General features: G+C 70.2%; 15 protein-coding genes and 1 pseudogene. 11 read left to right on the top strand and 5 right to left on the bottom strand.

Annotation, left to right across the window (positions count from 1 at the left end; all coding sequences use genetic code 11):
- Together ACWCRD_RS37830 and serA are read left to right on the top strand one after the other, a co-directional pair.
- Positions 1 to 167 (top strand): annotated as a pseudogene (locus ACWCRD_RS37830) (ketol-acid reductoisomerase); the annotation flags it as partial.
- A gap of 253 nt (positions 168 to 420) precedes the next feature.
- Positions 421 to 2010, top strand: a complete 1590-nt coding sequence (gene serA, locus ACWCRD_RS37825) for a phosphoglycerate dehydrogenase (protein WP_450970212.1) — start codon at positions 421 to 423, stop codon at positions 2008 to 2010.
- A 59-nt stretch (positions 2011 to 2069) separates the two neighbouring features.
- On the opposite strand, the gene ACWCRD_RS37820 is transcribed toward serA, so the two are convergent.
- The gene (locus ACWCRD_RS37820) at positions 2070 to 3590 is read right to left on the bottom strand and encodes an MFS transporter (RefSeq protein ID WP_450970211.1); all 1521 of its coding nucleotides are present in this window, start codon (positions 3588 to 3590) and stop codon (positions 2070 to 2072) included.
- 95 nt (positions 3591 to 3685) lie between these two features.
- Between ACWCRD_RS37820 and ACWCRD_RS37815 the strand changes: the two genes are divergently transcribed.
- Positions 3686 to 4276: a TetR/AcrR family transcriptional regulator gene (locus tag ACWCRD_RS37815; RefSeq protein ID WP_450970210.1), complete on the top strand. Its 591-nt coding sequence runs from the start codon at positions 3686 to 3688 to the stop codon at positions 4274 to 4276.
- 26 nt (positions 4277 to 4302) lie between these two features.
- On the opposite strand, the gene ACWCRD_RS37810 is transcribed toward ACWCRD_RS37815, so the two are convergent.
- Positions 4303 to 5514: a PucR family transcriptional regulator gene (locus ACWCRD_RS37810; protein WP_450970209.1), complete on the bottom strand. Its 1212-nt coding sequence runs from the start codon at positions 5512 to 5514 to the stop codon at positions 4303 to 4305.
- A gap of 128 nt (positions 5515 to 5642) precedes the next feature.
- Between ACWCRD_RS37810 and ACWCRD_RS37805 the strand changes: the two genes are divergently transcribed.
- Both ACWCRD_RS37805 and pruA read left to right on the top strand, forming a co-directional pair.
- Positions 5643 to 6569 carry a proline dehydrogenase family protein gene (locus ACWCRD_RS37805; RefSeq protein ID WP_450970208.1) on the top strand — a complete coding sequence of 309 codons (927 nt, stop codon included), beginning with the start codon at positions 5643 to 5645 and terminating at the stop codon, positions 6567 to 6569.
- Between the two features lie 51 nt (positions 6570 to 6620).
- Entirely contained in the window at positions 6621 to 8252 is a 1632-nt protein-coding gene (pruA, locus tag ACWCRD_RS37800; protein ID WP_450970207.1) for an L-glutamate gamma-semialdehyde dehydrogenase, read from the top strand.
- 358 nt (positions 8253 to 8610) lie between these two features.
- Here pruA and ACWCRD_RS37795 read toward each other — a convergent pair whose 3' ends face one another.
- On the bottom strand, positions 8611 to 8817 hold the full coding sequence (locus ACWCRD_RS37795; RefSeq protein ID WP_450970206.1) for a DUF5988 family protein: 207 nt from the start codon (positions 8815 to 8817) through the stop codon (positions 8611 to 8613).
- Between the two features lie 309 nt (positions 8818 to 9126).
- Here ACWCRD_RS37795 and ACWCRD_RS37790 point away from each other — a divergent pair, with 309 nt between their 5' ends.
- Positions 9127 to 9258: a hypothetical protein gene (locus tag ACWCRD_RS37790; protein WP_115905715.1), complete on the top strand. Its 132-nt coding sequence runs from the start codon at positions 9127 to 9129 to the stop codon at positions 9256 to 9258.
- A gap of 54 nt (positions 9259 to 9312) precedes the next feature.
- Here the strand turns inward: ACWCRD_RS37790 and ACWCRD_RS37785 are convergent, their stop codons facing one another.
- Positions 9313 to 10875 carry a purple acid phosphatase family protein gene (locus ACWCRD_RS37785; RefSeq protein WP_450970205.1) on the bottom strand — a complete coding sequence of 521 codons (1563 nt, stop codon included), beginning with the start codon at positions 10873 to 10875 and terminating at the stop codon, positions 9313 to 9315.
- Between the two features lie 142 nt (positions 10876 to 11017).
- On the opposite strand from ACWCRD_RS37785, the gene ACWCRD_RS37780 reads away from it, so the two are divergent.
- The gene (locus ACWCRD_RS37780) at positions 11018 to 12061 is read left to right on the top strand and encodes a 3-isopropylmalate dehydrogenase (RefSeq protein WP_115905713.1); all 1044 of its coding nucleotides are present in this window, start codon (positions 11018 to 11020) and stop codon (positions 12059 to 12061) included.
- A gap of 286 nt (positions 12062 to 12347) precedes the next feature.
- On the top strand, positions 12348 to 13436 hold the full coding sequence (locus ACWCRD_RS37775; protein ID WP_450970204.1) for a branched-chain amino acid aminotransferase: 1089 nt from the start codon (positions 12348 to 12350) through the stop codon (positions 13434 to 13436).
- A 5-nt stretch (positions 13437 to 13441) separates the two neighbouring features.
- On the opposite strand, the gene ACWCRD_RS37770 is transcribed toward ACWCRD_RS37775, so the two are convergent.
- The gene (locus ACWCRD_RS37770) at positions 13442 to 14917 is read right to left on the bottom strand and encodes a cytosine permease (protein WP_450970216.1); all 1476 of its coding nucleotides are present in this window, start codon (positions 14915 to 14917) and stop codon (positions 13442 to 13444) included.
- A 124-nt stretch (positions 14918 to 15041) separates the two neighbouring features.
- On the opposite strand from ACWCRD_RS37770, the gene ureA reads away from it, so the two are divergent.
- From ureA to ACWCRD_RS37755, 3 genes are read left to right on the top strand one after another with little or no spacing between them, the layout of a single operon-like run.
- A complete protein-coding gene (gene ureA, locus ACWCRD_RS37765; RefSeq protein ID WP_450970203.1) occupies positions 15042 to 15725 on the top strand; it encodes an urease subunit gamma in 684 nt (227 codons plus the stop codon).
- Positions 15722 to 17416 (top strand): urease subunit alpha, encoded by a 1695-nt coding sequence (locus ACWCRD_RS37760; RefSeq protein ID WP_450970202.1) that lies wholly within the window; start codon positions 15722 to 15724, stop codon positions 17414 to 17416. Before ureA ends, ACWCRD_RS37760 begins: the two co-directional genes overlap by 4 nt.
- 45 nt (positions 17417 to 17461) lie before the next feature.
- Positions 17462 to 18499, top strand: coding sequence for an agmatine deiminase family protein (locus ACWCRD_RS37755; protein ID WP_450970201.1), 1038 nt, complete (start codon positions 17462 to 17464; stop codon positions 18497 to 18499).
- Positions 18500 to 18547 lie beyond the last annotated feature (48 nt).

Genomic DNA, 18547 nt, shown 5'->3' with positions numbered 1-18547 from the left:
TCCTCGCCGAGATCCAGGACGGCACCTTCGCGCGTGAGTGGATGGCCGAGTACCACGGCGGTCTGAAGAAGTACAACGAGTACAAGACGGCCGACTCCGAGCACCTGCTGGAGACCACCGGCAAGCAGCTGCGCAAGCTGATGAGCTGGGTCGACGAGGAGGCGTGACCTCCGTGTCCCGTGGCGGCGCCCGCAACCGAAGGCGCCGCCACGGGGCTCCGCCCCGGACCCCGTACAAAATGTAGATTCCCGTCCGGGTGATCCTTCCTATGAGGCGTAAGACGATCCTCGCCGCGCCACTACACTGCCGTACTACATACGCGTCAGGCCCACAGCGTCGTGCGTCTTCCACGCGGCTAGCCAACCTCCACCGCCTGCGGCCGTCGGGACGGCCGTCCGCATTGGACTTGTGAGGACTCACGTGAGCTCGAAACCCGTCGTACTCATCGCTGAAGAGCTGTCGCCCGCGACCGTGGACGCGCTTGGCCCCGACTTCGAGATCCGGCACTGCAACGGAGCGGACCGAGCCGAACTGCTCCCCGCCATCGCCGACGTCGACGCGATCCTGATCCGCTCCGCCACCAAGGTGGACGCCGAGGCGATCGCCGCCGCGAACAAGCTGAAGGTCGTCGCACGAGCCGGCGTCGGCCTGGACAACGTGGACGTCTCCGCCGCCACCAAGGCCGGCGTGATGGTCGTCAACGCCCCCACCTCGAACATCGTGACCGCCGCCGAGCTGGCCTGCGGTCTCATCGTCGCCACCGCCCGCCACATCCCGCAGGCCAACGCCGCGCTGAAGAACGGCGAGTGGAAGCGCAGCAAGTACACGGGTGTCGAGCTCGCCGAGAAGACCCTCGGTGTCGTCGGTCTCGGCCGGATCGGTGCGCTGGTCGCCCAGCGCATGTCCGGGTTCGGCATGAAGGTCGTCGCCTACGACCCGTACATCCAGCCCGCGCGCGCCGCGCAGATGGGCGTCAAGGTGCTGTCCCTCGACGAGCTGCTCGAGGTCTCCGACTTCATCACCGTCCACCTGCCCAAGACCCCTGAGACCGTGGGCCTCATCGGTGACGAGGCGCTGCGCAAGGTCAAGCCGAGCGCGCGCATCGTCAACGCCGCACGCGGCGGGATCGTCGACGAGGAGGCGCTGTACTCCGCCCTCAAGGAGGGCCGGGTCGCCGGTGCCGGTCTCGACGTGTACGCCAAGGAGCCCTGCACGGACTCCCCGCTGTTCGAGTTCGACCAGGTCGTCGCCACCCCGCACCTGGGCGCCTCCACCGACGAGGCGCAGGAGAAGGCCGGTATCGCCGTCGCCCGCTCGGTGCGCCTTGCCCTCGCCGGTGAGCTCGTGCCGGACGCGGTCAACGTCCAGGGCGGTGTCATCGCCGAGGACGTCAAGCCGGGCCTGCCGCTCGCCGAGCGCCTCGGCCGTATCTTCACCGCGCTCGCCGGTGAGGTCGCGGTCCGCCTGGACGTCGAGGTGTACGGCGAGATCACCCAGCACGATGTGAAGGTGCTGGAGCTGTCCGCCCTCAAGGGTGTCTTCGAGGACGTCGTCGCCGAGACGGTGTCGTACGTCAACGCCCCGCTGTTCGCGCAGGAGCGCGGCGTCGAGGTGCGCCTGACGACCAGCTCGGAGTCGGCCGACCACCGCAACGTCGTCACCGTGCGCGGCACGCTCGGCACCGGCGAGGAGGTGTCGGTCTCCGGCACGCTGGCCGGTCCGAAGCACCTGCAGAAGATCGTGGCCGTGGGCGAGTACGACGTCGACCTCGCCCTGGCCGACCACATGGTCGTGCTGCGGTACGAGGACCGTCCCGGTGTCGTCGGCACGGTGGGCCGCATCTTCGGCGAGGCGGGGATCAACATCGCCGGTATGCAGGTCTCGCGTGCCGTGGCCGGTGGCGAGGCGCTGGCCGTGCTGACCGTCGACGACACGGTGCCGCCCGCGGTGCTGGTCGAGGTCGAGGCGGAGATCGGGGCGACGTTCGCCCGTTCGGTGAACCTGGTCTGACAGATCACCACGCGAAGGGGCCGGGCCGACGTGAGTCGGCCCGGCCCCTTCGCGTTGCCCTACTTGTCGCTGACGCGGATCCCCCGCAGCGCCCTCGCCGCCAGCGCCGCCGCCCCCAGCAGGACCACCGTCCCGGCGATGGCCGCGCCGTGCATTCCGCCGGTGAACGCCTCGCGGGCCGTCGTCGCCAGGGCGTCTCCCGCGCGCCCCGGGAGCCGAGCGGCCACCGCCAGTGCGCCGCCCAGTGTTTCGTGGGCCGGAGCGGGGGCCGAGGCAGGGATCTCGTGGCGGTAGAGGGCCGTACCGATGGAGCCGAGGATCGCCATCCCGAGCGCGCCGCCGAACTCCGCGCCGGTCTCCATCAGGGAGGACGCCGAGCCCGCCCGTTCCACCGGGGCGCTGCTCAGCGCCAGGTCCGTGATCTGGGAGATGACCATGACGACTCCCGAGGCGAGCACGCCGCAGGCGAGAAGGACCAGCCAGAGGGAGTCCGTGTCCGCGAAGGCCAGGAGTGCGTAGCCGGCCGCGCCGATCGCGAAGCCCGCGGTGACCACATAGGCCCGGTCGACACCCTTCTGCACCAGGGAGGCGGCCAGCGGCGCCGCCATGCCGATCGGCACCGAGGGGAGCAGTGCCCACAGGGCGGCTTCCATGGCGCTCTTGTCGAGCACCGACTGCAGGTACTGCGTGGTGAAGTACGCCGAGCCCATGATGGCGAACGAGCCGATGAGGTTGAGGACGACCGAGGGCGCGAAGCCGCGGCCGCGGAACAGGGCCGGCGAGATCATCGGTGAGGCCGCGGTGCGCTGGCGGTGGACGAAGGCGGTCGCGAAGAGCAGGCCGACGGTGATCGAGACGACGTACTGGACGTGCCAGCCCTGCGAGGGGATCTCCTTGAGGCCGTAGATGACGGGGAGCACCGCGGCCATCGACAGGGGGACGCTCAGCCAGTCGAAGCGGCCGGGGGCGGGGTCGCGCGACTCGGGCAGCAGGAACGGGCCCAGGATCAGCAGCAGCGCCATCGCGGGCAGGTTGACCAGGAAGACCGAGCCCCACCAGAAGTACTGGACGAGGACACCGCTCAGCACCGAGCCGAGCGCGATGCCGGCCGTCATCACACCGGACCACAGGCCGATCGCCTTCGCACGCTGGGCCGGGTCGGTGAACATCGTGCGGATCAGCGCCATCGTCGACGGCATCAGGGTCGCGCCGCCGACGCCGAGGACCGCGCGGGCCGCGATCAGGGTCTCGGCGCTGTTCGCGTAGGCCGCGGTGAGCGACGCGATGCCGAAGGCCGCCGCGCCGATCAGGAGGAGCTTGCGGCGGCCGATGCGGTCGCCCAGGGAGCCCATCGTCATCAGCAGGCCGGCCAGGACGAAGGCGTAGATGTCGAAGATCCACAGCTGCTGGGTGCCGCTCGGCTGCAGGTCGGCGCTGATGGCCGGGATGGCGAAGTACAGGACCGAGACGTCCATCGAGACCAGCAGCAACGGGAGCATCAGCACGCCCACTGCGGTCCATTCGCGGCGGCCGGCCAGGTGGCCGGGCGGGGTTGTGGTGGTGCTCGTCGGGTTCGTCATGACAGCGACTGTACGGGCGTCTTAAACGAATGTCTAGAACGATTGTATAAGTCATGCGCCTAGGACGGTTGTATGGATCGGAGTAGGGTGGGGGCATGGGACACCGTGAGGATCTGCTCGAAGGCGCCAAGCGCTGCCTGCTGGAGAAGGGATTCCTGCGTACGACCGCGCGGGACATCGTCAAGGAGTCGGGGACGAACCTGGCGTCGATCGGCTACCACTACGGGTCGAAGGACGCGCTGCTGGTGCAGGCGTACGTCTCGCTGATCGAGGCCACGGGGCATCGGTTCGAGCCCGGCGGAGACGGGGAGGCTGAGAAGTCGACGCCCGCCGGGTCGCTGGAGCGTTTCCAGGCGGTGTGGACGAACATCGTCGAGGCGGTCGGCGAATCGCGTGCGATCTGGATGCTGAGCTTCGAGCTGATCCTTCAGGGCGATCGCATGCCGGAGGTACGCCGGATGCTGGTCGAGGCGGAGGAGCAGGGCCGCTCGGGGCTCCTGCCCCTGTTCAACGACATCCCGGAGGAGGCGCAGGGCAAGGAGGCCATCGACACCGAGGGGCGGTTCTACCAGACGCTCCTCCAGGGGCTCATGGTGCAGTGGCTCTTCAATCCCGACACGGCGACGGACGCGGCGCAGCTCACCGAGGGCCTGCGCCGCGTGGCCGCGGGCGTCAAGGAGAGCTGACCCCTGGCGGCTGGTCACGCGTATGGCTACAGCCTTGCGCCCTTCAACGCCATGTGCAGGAGCAGCCGGTCCTCGCCGTCGTCCAGGTCGAGGCCCGTCAGCTTTTCCACTCGGGACAGGCGGTAGTACAGGGTCTGGCGGTGGATGCCCAGCTCGGCGGCCGTGCGGGCGGCCTGGCCCGCGCAGTCGAGGTAGATCTCGGCGGTGCGGGCGAGTTCGCGGTAGGCGGGGGACAACAGGGTGCGTACGGCAGGGTCGTGGGCGACTTCCGGCGGGAGCGCGGTCAGCAGGCGGAACGGGCCGATGTGCGCCCACTCGGCGACCGGACCGAGCCGGGGCTCCGCCAGCGCGGCCCGCGCCGCCGCCAGGGCCTCGTGCCAGGCCGTCGCCAGTTCCGCGAGCCCGGCGCGCGCGGCCGCGATGCCGCACGCCGCCGTGGCGCCCCCTTCCATCTGGCGCGCCCGCTCCAGCAGCCGCCCCGCCGCCGAGGTGGCCGGTGTCAGGACGTCCGCCGAGCGCAGCCGTACCAGCAGGGCGAGGGAGTGGGAGGCCGCACCCCACGGCACCGTGCACAGCGCCGTCGCCCCCGGCACCGTACGGACGGAAGGGGCGTCGTCCGGGTCGGCGGACGGCCAGGGGGTCACGCAGACCACCGTGTGCGGGCCGTCCGCGCGGGAGCCCAGCGCGGTGCGCAGTTCCGCCACCGCCATGTCCTGCGGCCAGCCGCGCTCGGCGGTGAGCACGGCCCGCAGCTCCCGGGTGAGGTCGGCGCCGTGCTGCGCCTCGTCCGCCAGCAGCGCGCCGATGCGGGCCGCCACGTCCATGGCCGCGCTCAGCTGCCGCTCGGTCGGGCCCGGGTCGGAGTCCAGCAGCCAGACATAGCCGAGGACGACACCCCGATGGCGTACCGGAAGGCAGATGCGTCCCCGGTAGACGCCCGCCTCGGGCGTCGGCGGGATGTGGACCGGGCCGGTCGCCCGGGTGATGCCGAAGCCCTCGAACCACGAACGGACCGCGGACGTGGAGCGCCGCGTCAGGATCGAGCGGGTGCGCACCGGGTCCAGCGCGGAGGCGTCGAGATCGCCCTCACTGTCGTACGCACCGAAGGCGATCAGCTCGAAGTCCCGGTTCTCCAGGGTCGCGGGGACGCCGAGGAGCTCGGAGATCTCGTCGACCAGCTCCTGGTAGTCACCCGCATGGCTGAAGACTTCGGACGTCACTCGGGCATTCTCCCGCATTTCCGGGCCCGCTTCATACATCTGTCTGAGATCTGCGGCACGGATGCGTGACAGCTGTCGATGGCTGAGGATCGGAGGGATCCTTAGGTTTCACGGTGGTTCTATCTGCTGGTTTGTGGAGGTGCCCCGTGCTGGGTCCCGTGATTCTTGCCGCGTCGCGCAGCGACCGGATGCGACGCCTGATCTCGGCGGCCCCGGTGACCAAGCAGGTCGTCGACCGCTTCATCCCCGGTGAGTCCGTCGACGACATCCTGCCGATCATCAAGGACCTCACCGGCCGCGGCCTGGAGCTGACGATGGACGTCGTCGGCGAGGACATCACCACCCCCGAGCAGGCCGCCGCGGCCCGCGACGCCTACCTGACGCTGGTCGACCGGCTGAGCGACCTGGGCCTCGGCGGGCGGGTCGAGATGTCGGTGAAGCTGTCGATGTTCGGGCAGGCGCTGGACGGCGGCCACGAGCTGGCCCTCGCCAATGTCCGGCCCGTCGTCGAGGCGGCCGCGGCCATCGGTACGACGGTCACGCTCGACGCCGAGGACCACACCACCCTCGACTCGATGTTCGCCATCCACGAGGAGCTGCGGAAGGACTTCCCGCAGACCGGTTGCGTCATCCAGGCCTACCTGTTCCGCACCGAGGCCGACGCCCGCCGCCTCGCCGCGGCCGGCAGCCGGGTGCGGCTGGTGAAGGGCGCGTACAAGGAGCCCGCCGAGGTCGCGTACCAGCAGAAGCAGGAGATCGACAAGGCGTACGTCCGGGTCCTGAGGACCCTGATGGAGGGCGAGGGGTATCCGATGATCGGGTCCCACGACCCTCGCCTCATCTCCATCGCGCAGGAACTCGCCCGCAGGGCCGGGCGCAAGCTCGACGAGTACGAGTTCCAGATGCTGTACGGCATCCGCAGCGACGAGCACCTGCGGCTGGCCGCCGAGGGCCACCGCATGCGCGTGTACACCGCCTACGGCACCGACTGGTACGGCTACTTCATGCGGCGCCTGGCGGAGAAGCCCGCCAACCTGCGGTTCTTCGTGCGAAGCATGATCAGCAAGGGCTGAGCCCGCACCCCGCTCGCAACACCCGCTCAACATCAAGGAGTTACGGATCCCATGGACGCTGTGACCCAGGTCCCCACCCCCGTCAACGAGCCGGTGCACGGCTACGCCCCCGGCTCGCCCGAGCGTGCCCGGCTCGAGGCCAAGCTCAAGGAGCTGGCCGAGAACCCGGTCGACCTGCCGATGACGATCGGCGGCGAGAAGCGGATGGGCGGCGGTGAGCGGTTCGACGTCGTGCAGCCGCACAACCACAAGGCCCGCCTGGGCACGTACGCCAACGCCACCCAGCAGGACGCCCAGGACGCCATCGACGCGGCCCTCGCCGCCGCGCCCGCCTGGCGTGCGATGTCCTTCGACGACCGTGCCGCGATCATCCTGCGCGCCGCCGAGCTGCTGTCCGGGCCGTGGCGCGAGACCCTCGCTGCGTCCACCATGCTCGGCCAGTCGAAGACCGCCCAGCAGGCCGAGATCGACTGTCCCTGCGAGCTGATCGACTTCTGGCGCTTCAACGTCGCCTACGCCCGCCAGATCCTGGCCGAGCAGCCCCCGGCCAACTCCACGGGCGTCTGGAACCGCCTGGACCACCGTCCGCTGGAGGGCTTCGTCTACGCGATCACCCCGTTCAACTTCACCGCGATCGCGGGCAATCTGCCGACCGCGCCCGCGCTCATGGGCAACGTCGTCGTCTGGAAGCCGTCCCCGACCCAGACCCACGCGGCCGTCCTGCTGATGCAGCTGCTGGAGGAGGCGGGTCTGCCCAAGGGCGTCATCAACCTCGTCACCGGTGACGGCATCGAGGTCTCCAAGGTGGCCCTCGAACACCGTGACCTCGCGGGCATCCACTTCACCGGCTCGACCAAGACCTTCCAGTACCTGTGGAAGACGGTCGGCAACAACATCGAGAAGTACCGCTCCTACCCGCGCCTGGTCGGCGAGACCGGCGGCAAGGACTTCCTGGTCGCCCACCCCAGCGCCGACCGCGCGGTCCTGAAGACGGCGCTCACCCGCGGTGCCTTCGAGTACCAGGGCCAGAAGTGCAGTGCGACCTCCCGCGCCTACATCCCGGCGTCCATCTGGAACTCCGGCTTCAAGGAGGAGTTCGCCGCCGAGGTCGACTACCTGACCATGGGCGACGTCACCGACCTCGCCAACTTCATCGGCGCCGTCATCGACGAGCGCTCCTTCGCCAAGAACAAGGCCGCCATCGACCGCGCGAAGTCCGACCCGGCCTGCACGATCGTCGCGGGCGGCAGCTACGACGACTCGGTCGGCTGGTTCGTCCGCCCGACCGTCGTCGAGTGCGACGACCCGGAGAACGAGGTCTTCCGCACCGAGTACTTCGGCCCGTTCCTCGCCGTGTACGTCTACGAGGACGACAAGTACGAGGAGATGCTGACCCAGATGGAGTCGGTGTCCGACTACGCGCTGACCGGCTCGGTCATCGCCAACGACCGCGCTGCTGCGGCGTACACGATGGAGAAGCTCCGCTACGCGGCGGGCAACTTCTACATCAACGACAAGTCGACCGGCGCCGTCGTCGGCCAGCAGCCCTTCGGCGGCGGCCGCGCCTCCGGCACCAACGACAAGGCCGGCGCCCCGCAGAACCTGCAGCGCTGGACCCTGACCCGCGCCATCAAGGAGACGCTGGTCCCGCCGACCGACTACACGTACCCGCACATGGGCTGACCCGTCACCGGGGCAGACCGCCCCTCATGACGGCGACGCAGCACGAGAGCCCGACCGTGGTGGCCGACGACGGCATACGTCTGTGGGCGGCACGGTCGGGCAGCGGCGACCCTCTGGTGCTATGCCACGGCGGCCCGGGCCTGTGGGCGACCGCTTCGTCTCCGATCTCGAGGCCGTACGGCGGCACTTCGGGCTTGGACGGATGGCCCTGCTGGGTCGCTCGTGGGGTGCGCAGCTGGCGTTGAACCCCGGGAAACCCTCCTCACGCGCCCCGGCGAGCGCCCCGAACGGCTGGCATGCTGGCGGGAGTTGGTCGACGGCACGCGGGAACCCCGGCCGCGGCGCTGCGACCCCGGAGCTAGCCGGGGAGTTCCGTGCGCTCCCACCACTCGTACACCGGGAGGGTGCCCTCCGGCGTCTCCGCCTGGCGGGTGGTCTGCCTGAAGTGCTCGTAGCCGTTGCGCAGCTCGATCTTCAGGTCCGCTCCGGGGGTCGCGATCGGGACGATCCGCTCGGGCAGATCCTGCGGGCCGCCCTCGAGAAGTGCCTTGGCCTTGTCGCTCATGACCTCACCGTTCCCGCCACCGGCGGCCGTTGTCGCACGCCGTGCCCAGGATCAGCCGTGTGGGCGAAACCCCAGCTCAGAAGGGTGTGGCCCGATCCACCGTCTCAGATAGTAGGAAGTCCGAGTAATTGTGGAGACAGACCGGGCCCGCTCGCTTACTTTTGTAGGAGCCGAACGTCTCGCTCGACCAAGCGAATGGCGGTCGTGAGCGTGCCCCGTGCAGGCAACCCCTGCGGCACCGCTCCCCGCCCCATCCGGCGTCTCGTAACCCCTTTCCGCACTCCCGGATGTCGAAGGAGTCGATTTCCCATGGCCGAGACGACCGCACGCCGCCGAGTCCGTCACCTCTCCCGTACGAGCGAGTCCGACCGCAAGAACGCCGCAGCCGCCCTCCAGCGCGCCCTGGACCGCAGGGACAACGGTGGTTCGACCGGCCACTGAGCCGGGCATCACCACTGAGCCGGGAGCCGCACCCGCATGAGGTGCGGCGCGGACTCACGCGCCGCGCCGCACCTCGAAGTGATCGATGCGCTCGCCGCTGTCCGTGAGCGCGGACACCTTCAGGGCGGGCCGGGCACCGCTCTCCGCCTCCACCCTGAGCAGGGAGAAGCCCCGGTAGCGCACCCGCGACCACTCCACGGTCTCCGCCGCGGAGGCCTTCGACTTCGCCCACTGGAAAGTGCCGACGGAGTCGTGGTGCGTGACGTGTCCCTCGTAGCTCTCCTTCACGCCCGCCGGGAAGCCGTACAGATCACGGCCGCCGCCGCCCGCCGTGACGTACACGATCCCGTCCCGTGTCGGGTCGGTCGAGGCGCCGATGGGCACGGGCCTGCCGACGCCGCCGTTCCTGATGGCGTCCGTCCGCTCGTACACATGGTTGTGCCCGTTGATCACCAGGTCCACCTGGTGCCTGGCGAACAGCGGCAGCCACTCCGCCCGTACCCCGCCGTCGGAGGCGTGCGTCGACGTGGAGTAGGCGCAGTGGTGGAAGAAGACTACGATGAAGTCGACGTCCTTGGCCGCCCGCAGCTCGGCCAGCTTCTCGTCCAGCCACTTCGTCTGCCTGCCTCCGCTGTAGCCGAAGTTGGCGGGGATCTCGTACGACACGTCGTTCGCGTCCAGCGCCACGAAGCCGACGTTGCCGTAGGTGAACGCGTACACCCCGGGCGCCGTGCGGGCGTCGAAGCCGCCCTCCGGGAGGGAGAAGCGGGCCAGCTGGCCGCCGTAGCCCTCCGGTGAGTACCAGGCCTCCATGTCGTGGTTGCCGGTCGTCACCATCCACGGCACCGACCTCGCCACCGGCTCGTTCTGCTTGAGGAACAGGTCCCAGAACGCCGGGTCGTAGCCGTCCGACTTCTCCCCCCGGCCATTGGTGTCGGCGTAGCAGATGTCACCCGCGTGCAGATGGAAGGCGGGCTTCTGGCGCAGGATGACGTGGTCGTTGGCGGCCGCTGCCCGGCTGACGCCTTGGTCGCCGAAGGCCGTGAACACGAACTTCTCCGGGGAGGCCGGCGCCGTGCGGAGGGTGCCGATCGTCGAGCGGTGCTTCGCGTCCGCCGGATCGAAGCCTTCGTGCCCCACGCCGTAGTAGTACGTCGTGCCGGGGCGCAGGCCGTCGAGGGCCACGTGCAGGTAGTACTGCTCCAGCGCCGGACGCACGCCCGTCACACCCGGAGTGTGCAGATCGCGGACCTCGGCCTCGATCTTCCGGCCCAGATCCTCGGGGGTCAGCCCGATGCGGACGTACGGCTTCCGCACCGCGAGCGGGACCTGCCAGGAGATCCGCAGCTGCGACCTCGGGTCGGCGCCGAAGGCGAGATGCCGGCCGAAGGGGGAGACCACCGAGCCGTGCACCGCCGGGGTTCCGGGCGCCGAGGTCCTCGTGCCCTGCCCTCCCGATCCGCCGCCGCAGCCGCTCAGCACTCCGCCCGCCGCCACCGCGCCCGCCGTCACCAGCGTGCGGCGCCGGATCAGCTTCGTACGCAGGTACTCGTACTGCTCGGCCATGCTCATCCGGCTTGCGAGCAGCGGCGGGATGCCGCAGTCGGGTATCTCCATGGGAGGGAATTTCCCAGCGAATCCCAACGCCCGCCATACGTAGGGGTGAATGGAGGGCATCGCCACTGCGCCACCGCCCGATCGGATGTCCGTATGGCGGACTGCCGGTGTCATTCCATGGGACGCGGAGTAGGGTGCCGACATGTCTCGCAGCATCAATCTCGCAGTGATTCCCGGTGACGGCATCGGCCAGGAGGTCGTGGCCGAAGGTCTGAAGGTCCTCTCCGCCGTCCTTCCGCAGGATGTGAAGCTGGAGACCAAGGAGTACGACTTCGGCGCCCAGCGCTACCACGCCACCGGTGAGACCCTCACCGACGCCGACCTCGACGCGCTGAAGAAGCACGACGCCATTCTGCTCGGCGCCATCGGTGACCCGAGCGTCCCCTCCGGCGTCCTGGAGCGCGGCTTCCTGCTCAAGCTCCGCTTCGCCTTCGACCACCACGTCAACCTGCGTCCGTCGAAGCTCCTGCCGGGTGTCGCCACCCCGCTGGCCGGCGAGCCGAGCATCGACTTCGTCGTGGTCCGCGAGGGCACCGAGGGCCCGTACACCGGCAACGGCGGCACCATCCGCAAGGGCACCGAGCACGAGGTCGCCACCGAGGTCTCCGTGAACACGGCCTTCGGTGTCGAGCGCGTGGTCCGCGACGCCTTCGCCCGCGCCCAGGCCCGCCCCCGCAAGAAGCTCACGCTGGTCCACAAGAACAACGTGCTGACCTTCGCGGGCCACCTGTGGACGAACATCTTCAACAAGGTGGCGAAGGAGTTCCCCGAGGTCACCACCGACTACATCCACGTCGACGCGGCGACCATCTACCTGGTCACCGACCCGGGCCGGTTCGACGTGATCGTCACCGACAACCTCTTCGGCGACATCATCACCGACCTCGCCGCGGCCGTCTCCGGCGGCATCGGCGTCGCCGCGAGCGGGAACATCAACCCGTCCGGCGAGTTCCCCTCGATGTTCGAGCCCGTGCACGGCTCGGCGCCCGACATCGCGGGCCAGGGCAAGGCCGACCCCTCCGCCACGGTCCTGTCCGTCGCGCTGCTCCTGCGCCACCTCGGCTACGAGGCCGAGGCCGCCCGTATCGACGAGGCGGTCTCCGCCGACCTCGCCGAGCGCACTGGCAAGCCCGCCCGCTCCACGTCGGAGATCGGCGACGCGCTGGCCGTACGAGTAGCCGGCTGACCCCGCCGCTCCTCGAACCTCCCCCACTCTCGACTTCGCTCGAGCGGGGGGATCCCCAGAAGCCGCCGGGTCGCATCAGCACCCGGCGGCTTCCGCTGTGTCCCCGCCGGGTGCCACCATCATCCTCTGGGCCGCATTTCACGCCGTTTCTTCCACGGTCCCCGCCTTGCGATAATCGAACGCGGAGCCGCGGATTGAGGGAATGCTCGGACGTCCTAGCACTGGCCACCGGCCGTACGGACGTGAGCGCGGCCCGTCACACACAACCGGTGAAGGACAACCACTCATGACGACGCCCACGATCGAGCTCAAGCCCTCGGCCTCGCCGCTCTCCGACGCGGAGCGAGAGGCGATCCTGGCGAACCCCGGGTTCGGCCGCCACTTCACCGACCACATGGTGACGATCAAGTGGACCGAGGGCCGCGGCTGGCACGACGGCCAGCTCGTCCCGTACGGCCCGCTCTCGCTCGACCCGGCGAACATGACCCTGCACTACGCCCAGGAGATCTTCGAGGGCCTCAAGGCCTACCGCCGCCCGGACGGCTCGGTCGCCACCTTCCGCCCCGAGATGAACGCCCGCCGCTTCCAGCGCTCCGCGCACCGCCTCGGCATGCCCGAGCTTCCGGTCGAGACCTTCATCGAGGCCTGTGACGTCCTCGTCCAGCAGGACAAGGCATGGGTGCCCGCGCACGGCGGCGAGGAGTCCCTCTATCTGCGCCCGTTCATGATCGCGACCGAGGTCGGCCTGGGCGTGAAGCCCGCCAACGAGTACCTCTTCCTGGTCATCGCCTCCCCGGCCGGCGCCTACTTCCCCGGCGGCGTCAAGCCGGTCTCCATCTGGCTCTCCGAGGACCGCGTCCGCGCCGTCCCCGGCGGCATGGGCGACGCGAAGACGGGCGGCAACTACGCGGCCTCCCTGCTCGCCCAGGCCGAGGCCGCCGCCAAGGGCTGCGACCAGGTCTGCTACCTCGACGCGGTCGAGCACAAGTGGGTCGAGGAACTCGGCGGCATGAACCTGTACTTCGTCTACGGCGACAAGATCATCACGCCGTCGCTGACAGGCTCCATCCTGGAGGGCGTCACCCGTGACTCGCTGCTGACCGTCGCCCGCGACCTCGGCTACGAGTCCGAGGAGGGCCGGGTCTCCATCGACCAGTGGCAGCGCGACGCCGAGAACGGGACGCTGACCGAGGTCTTCGCCTGCGGTACCGCCGCCGTGATCACTCCGGTCGGCACGGTGAAGCGCGAGAGCGCGGAGTGGCAGCAGGCGGGCGGCGAGCCGGGTGAGGTCACGCTCAAGCTCCGCGAGGCGCTGCTGAACATTCAGCGCGGGACGGCGGAGGATGTGCACGGTTGGATGCACCCTCTGGCCTAGGGGCCCTACTGGGGGGCTCTGCCCCCCAGGCCCCCCGTTTCGGCCTGGACGGCCTCGTCCTCAAACGCCGGACGGGCTGGAGTGGCTGACCCGGGCTGAGAAAGCACCCTCAGCTGCAGCAGCAGATACACCACGCCACCCACAAGCCCCGACAACACGAAGCTGCAGTCCACCCCGCCCGTCAGCGACAGCAGTGGGCCCTGGTACGACGGCAGTGACACCCCCAGCAGGCCGAATCCGGCGCCCACCGCCCAGGACACCGTGGCCCGTACGTTCCAGCCCGCCCGGTACCAGTAGATCCCGCCCCGGGCGCGGCGGTTGAAGACCTGCAGGGCGTCCGCGTCGTACACCCCGCGGCAGCGCATGAAGCCGATGAGGGTGATGACCGCCCACGGGGTGCCGATGGCCGTCAGCAGGAGGACGAAGGACGTCATCGCCGACTGGGCGCTCCAGGTGTAGTGGCCGACGAAGACGCAGGCCGTGGCGGCGATCGCGACGGTGTACGTGGCGCGGGCGCGCGACGCCCGCGGCAGGATCGCGTCCAGGTCGAGGCCCATGGAGTACAGCATCAGACCCGCGTTGCCGACCGAGCCCGCGGAGGCGGAGAGCAGGAGCGGGATCAGGTACCAGGCGGGGGACGCCGTCACCAGCGGGCCCGCGTAGTCCGCCGCCGCGCGGGCCGCGTACGCCGTGAAGGTGCCGAAGAGCTGCGGGACCAGCAGGCCCAGGATCAGGCCGAGCCAGGTCGCGTGCAGGACCCGGCGGGAGGAGTGGCGGGCCGGGGAGATGTAGCGGGTGTAATCGCCGAGGAGGGTGATGAAGGCGATCGGGCCGGACAGGCCCGCGGCCACCGTCGCCAGGAACCAGGTCGGCCAGTAGCCGCCCAGCAGATAGCCGCCCGTCTCCGGGATCGGCGACGTGGTGAAGTGCGGGGCATAGGCGAGGACGCCCAGTGCCAGCAGCGCCGTCATGCCGATCGCCAGGACCCGGGACATGGCCAGCAGCACCCGGTACCCGTACACCGCGCCCGCGACCGTCGCGCCGGCGAGGACCGCGTAGACCAGGGCGTACGCCACTCCGTCCACCGGCAGCCCGAACAGTCGGCGCAGCACGCCCACCATCACGTCCCCGCCGATCCACACGGTCAGCGCCGTGTAGCCGAGGGCGAGGAGCAGACCGACCACCGAGCCCACCAGCCGGCCGCGCACGCCGAACTGGGCGCCGGAGGAGGTGGAGAGGTTCGTCGCGGTGCGCAGGGAGATCAGGGCCAGGGGTGCCGTCAGCGCCGTGCCCGCCAGCGTGCCGACCACGATCGAGCTGAGCGACGACCACCAGTCCAGGCCGAACGACGGCGGCAGCCAACCGAAGATGATCACGCCCAGACAGAGGTTGGAGCCCAGCAGGATCGAGACGAGGTCGCGGGGCCCGCTGGTGCGTTCCTCGTCGGGGACGGTGTCCACTCCGCGCTGTTCTATCGAGATCGGCATGGCGGCCCTTTCGGTTGGTTAGAGCGGCACTCAATGTGACTCCTGACGATGTAGGCGTCAAGGCCTTCCCCCTAAGCGTTTCCATGTTTAGAGTGTCGCTCTAAATGGAGGGATGGACATGCGGCTGACACCGACCGAACGCGACCGGCTGCTGCTCTTCGGGGCCGCCGAGCTGGCCCGGGCGCGGCGAGCCAGGGGCCTTCGGCTCAACGTGCCCGAGGCCACCGCGCTCATAGCGGACACCGTCTGCGAGGCCGCCCGCGACGGCGCCAGGCTCGCCGAGGCCATCGAACGCGCCCGGTCCGTGCTCGGCCCGGCCGATGTGCTGCCCGGCGTCGCGGACGTCGTCACCGAGGTGCATGTGGAGGCCGTCTTCGACGACGGTTCGCGGCTCGCGGTGGTGAGCGATCCGATCGGCGGGGGCGGGCTGGGGGAGCAGGCGCCGGGCGCGCTGCTGCCCGGACCTGAGCATGCCGAGCCCGCGGCGGCCGTGCGGCTGACGGTGACCAACACCGCCACCGTGCCGGTATCCGTCACCTCCCACTTCCACTTCTTCGAGGCCAACCCGCGCCTCGACTTCGTACGGGAACAGGCCTATGGGATGCGGCTCGCCGTGCCCGCCGGGTCGTCGGTGCGGTTCGGGCCGGGGGAGAGCGTCGAGGTCGCTCTGGTGCCGATCGGGGGCGAGCGGGTCGCGATCGGGTTCGCGGGGCTCGTCGACGGTGCGCTGGACGCGCCGGGGGCGAAGGAAGAGGCCCTGCGCACGGCCGCCGCCTGCGGATATCTGGGAGCAGACCGATGAGCAACGATTCCTACGCGAGCATCGACCCTCGTGCCTATGCCGCCACCCATGGGCCCCGGGCCGGCGACCGGGTCCGGCTCGGTGACTCCGGGCTGACCGTCCGCGTGGAGTCCGACTCCCAGCGGTACGGCGACGAGTTCCTCGCCGGCTTCGGCAAGACCGCCCGTGACGGGCTGCACCTCAAGGCGGCGGCCGTCCGGGAGACCTGTGACGTCGTCATCAGCAACGTGGTGGTGATCGATGCCGTGCAGGGGATCCGGAAGGTGTCGATCGGCATCCGCGAGGGGCGGATCTGCTCGATCGGACGCGCCGGGAACCCCGACACCCTCGACGGGGTCGACGTCGTCGTCGGCACGGGCACGTCGATCGTGTCCGGTGAGGGGCTCATCGCCACCGCCGGGGCCGTCGACACCCACGTCCATCTGCTGTCGCCGCGGGTCATGGAGGCCTCGCTGGCGTCCGGCGTGACCACGATCATCGGGCAGGAGTTCGGGCCCGTGTGGGGGGTCGGCGTCAACTCGCCGTGGGCGCTGCGGCACGCGTTCAACGCCTTCGACGCCTGGCCGGTCAACATCGGCTTCCTGGGCCGCGGTTCGTCCTCGCACTCCGCGCCCCTGGTGGAGGCCTTGGCCGAGGGCGGCGCGAGCGGCTTCAAGGTGCACGAGGACATGGGCGCCCACACGCGTGCCCTGGACACGGCGTTGCGCGTCGCCGAGGAGCACGATGTCCAAGTCGCCCTGCACAGCGACGGGTTGAACGAATGCCTGTCGGTGGAGGACACCCTGCGGGTGCTGGAGGGCCGGACCATCCACGCCTTCCACATCGAGGGGTGCGGCGGCGGGCACGTCCCCAACGTCCTGAAGATGGCGGGTGTCCCGAACGTCATCGGCTCCTCCACCAACCCCACCCTCCCCTTCGGTCGGGACGCCGTCGCCGAGCACTACGGCATGATCGTCTCCGTCCACGACCTGAAGACGGACCTGCCCGGCGACGCCGCCATGGCCCGCGACCGCATCCGCGCCGGGACCATGGGCGCCGAGGACGTGCTGCACGACCTGGGCGCCATCGGCATCACCTCGTCCGACGCGCAGGGCATGGGGCGGGCCGGTGAGACCGTCCGCCGTACCTTCGCCATGGCCGGGAAGATGAAGGCCGAGTTCGGCGCCCCGGACGAGCACGACAACGAGCGCGTCCTGCGGTACATGGCCAAGCTGACCATCAACCCGGCGATCGCGCACGGGCTCTCGCACGAGGTCGGATCGATCGAGGTCGGCAAGCTCGCCGACATCGTGCTGTGGCGGCCGGAGTACTTCGGGGCGAAGCCGCAGCTCGTCCTCAAGTCCGGCTTCCCGGCGTACGGCGTGGTCGGCGACCCGAACGCGGCGACCGACACCTGTGAACCGCTGGTCCTCGGACCGCAGTTCGGGGCGCACGGCGCGACACCCGCCGAGATCTCCGTCGCCTTCGTCGCCCAAGCCGCCCTGGACCAGGGCAACGACACCATGCCGACCCGGCGCAGAAGGGTCGCCGTGCGCGGCACCCGCGGCATCGGACCGGCCGACCTGCGGCTCAACTCCCGTACCGGAGCGGTGGACGTCGATCAGCGCACGGGTCTGGTCACCCTCGACGGCGAGCCGGTCCGCTCGCAGCCGGCCGACTCCGTCTCCCTCAACCGCCTCTACTTTCTGTAACAGATTTGCGGAAAGTGTTACGTCTTTTTCAGCGAAGGACTCGCCATGACCCCTGCCGCCGACGGCTTCCGCATGCCCGCCGAGTGGACCCCGCACGAGCGCACCTGGATGGCGTGGCCGGGCCCCAACACGACCTTCGACGACCCGGAGGACCTCGCCGCCTCGCGCGCGGCCTGGGCGTCGGTCGCCCGTGCGGTCCGCCGCTTCGAGCCGGTGACGGTGGTGTGCGGGCCGGGGCAGTCGGCGCACGCGCAGGCACTGCTGGGCCCGGACGTCGACACGGTCGAGCGTGAGCTGGACGACGCGTGGATGCGGGACATCGGGCCCACGTTCCTCACGAACGGGCGTGAACTCGCCGCCGTCGACTGGACGTTCAACGGCTGGGGCGCTCAGGGCTGGGCCCGCTGGGAGCACGACGCGAAGATCGCCGCGTATGTCTCGGACCTCGCGGGGGCGAAGACGTACGCCTCGAAGCTGGTCAACGAGGGCGGCGCGATCCACGTCGACGGCGAGGGGACGGTCCTGCTCACGGAGACCGTACAGCTCGGCGCCGAACGCAACCCGGGCTGGACGAAGGAGCAGGTCGAGGCGGAGATCCACGCCCAGCTCGGCACCCGCAAGGCCATCTGGCTGCCCCGCGGCCTCACCGGCGACTACCCCCCGCACGGCTTCGGCACCCTCGGCCATGTCGACATCGTCGCCGCGTTCGCACGCCCCGGTGTCGTGGTCGCGCACTCCCAGCCGGACCCGGCGCACCCGGACCACGAGGTGACCAAGGAGGTCATCGGGCTGCTGAGGGCGCAGACGGACGCGCGGGGCCGCAGCCTGGAGGTCGTCGAGGTCCCGGCGCCCACCGTGCTGGAGGCCGACGGCCACTGGGCCGACTACTCCTACATCAACCACTACCTCTGCAACGGCGGCGTCGTGCTCTGCGGCTTCGACGACCCGCGTGACGAGATCGCCGCCGGGATCTTCCGGCGGCTCTGCCCGGAGCGGACGGTGACCCTGGTGGACGCCCGGACGATCTTCGCGGGCGGCGGCGGCATCCACTGCATCACCCAGCAGCAGCCGAAGGTCCGCTGACGGCCCGCGCCGGGCAGCTCAGTCAGGTAGAACATACGGGTGAACGTC

It is taken from the genome of Streptomyces sp. NPDC002092, assembly GCF_053593775.1.
Note: the sequence above shows the minus strand (reverse complement) of the source record. Positions and strands in the feature narration are given on the sequence as shown.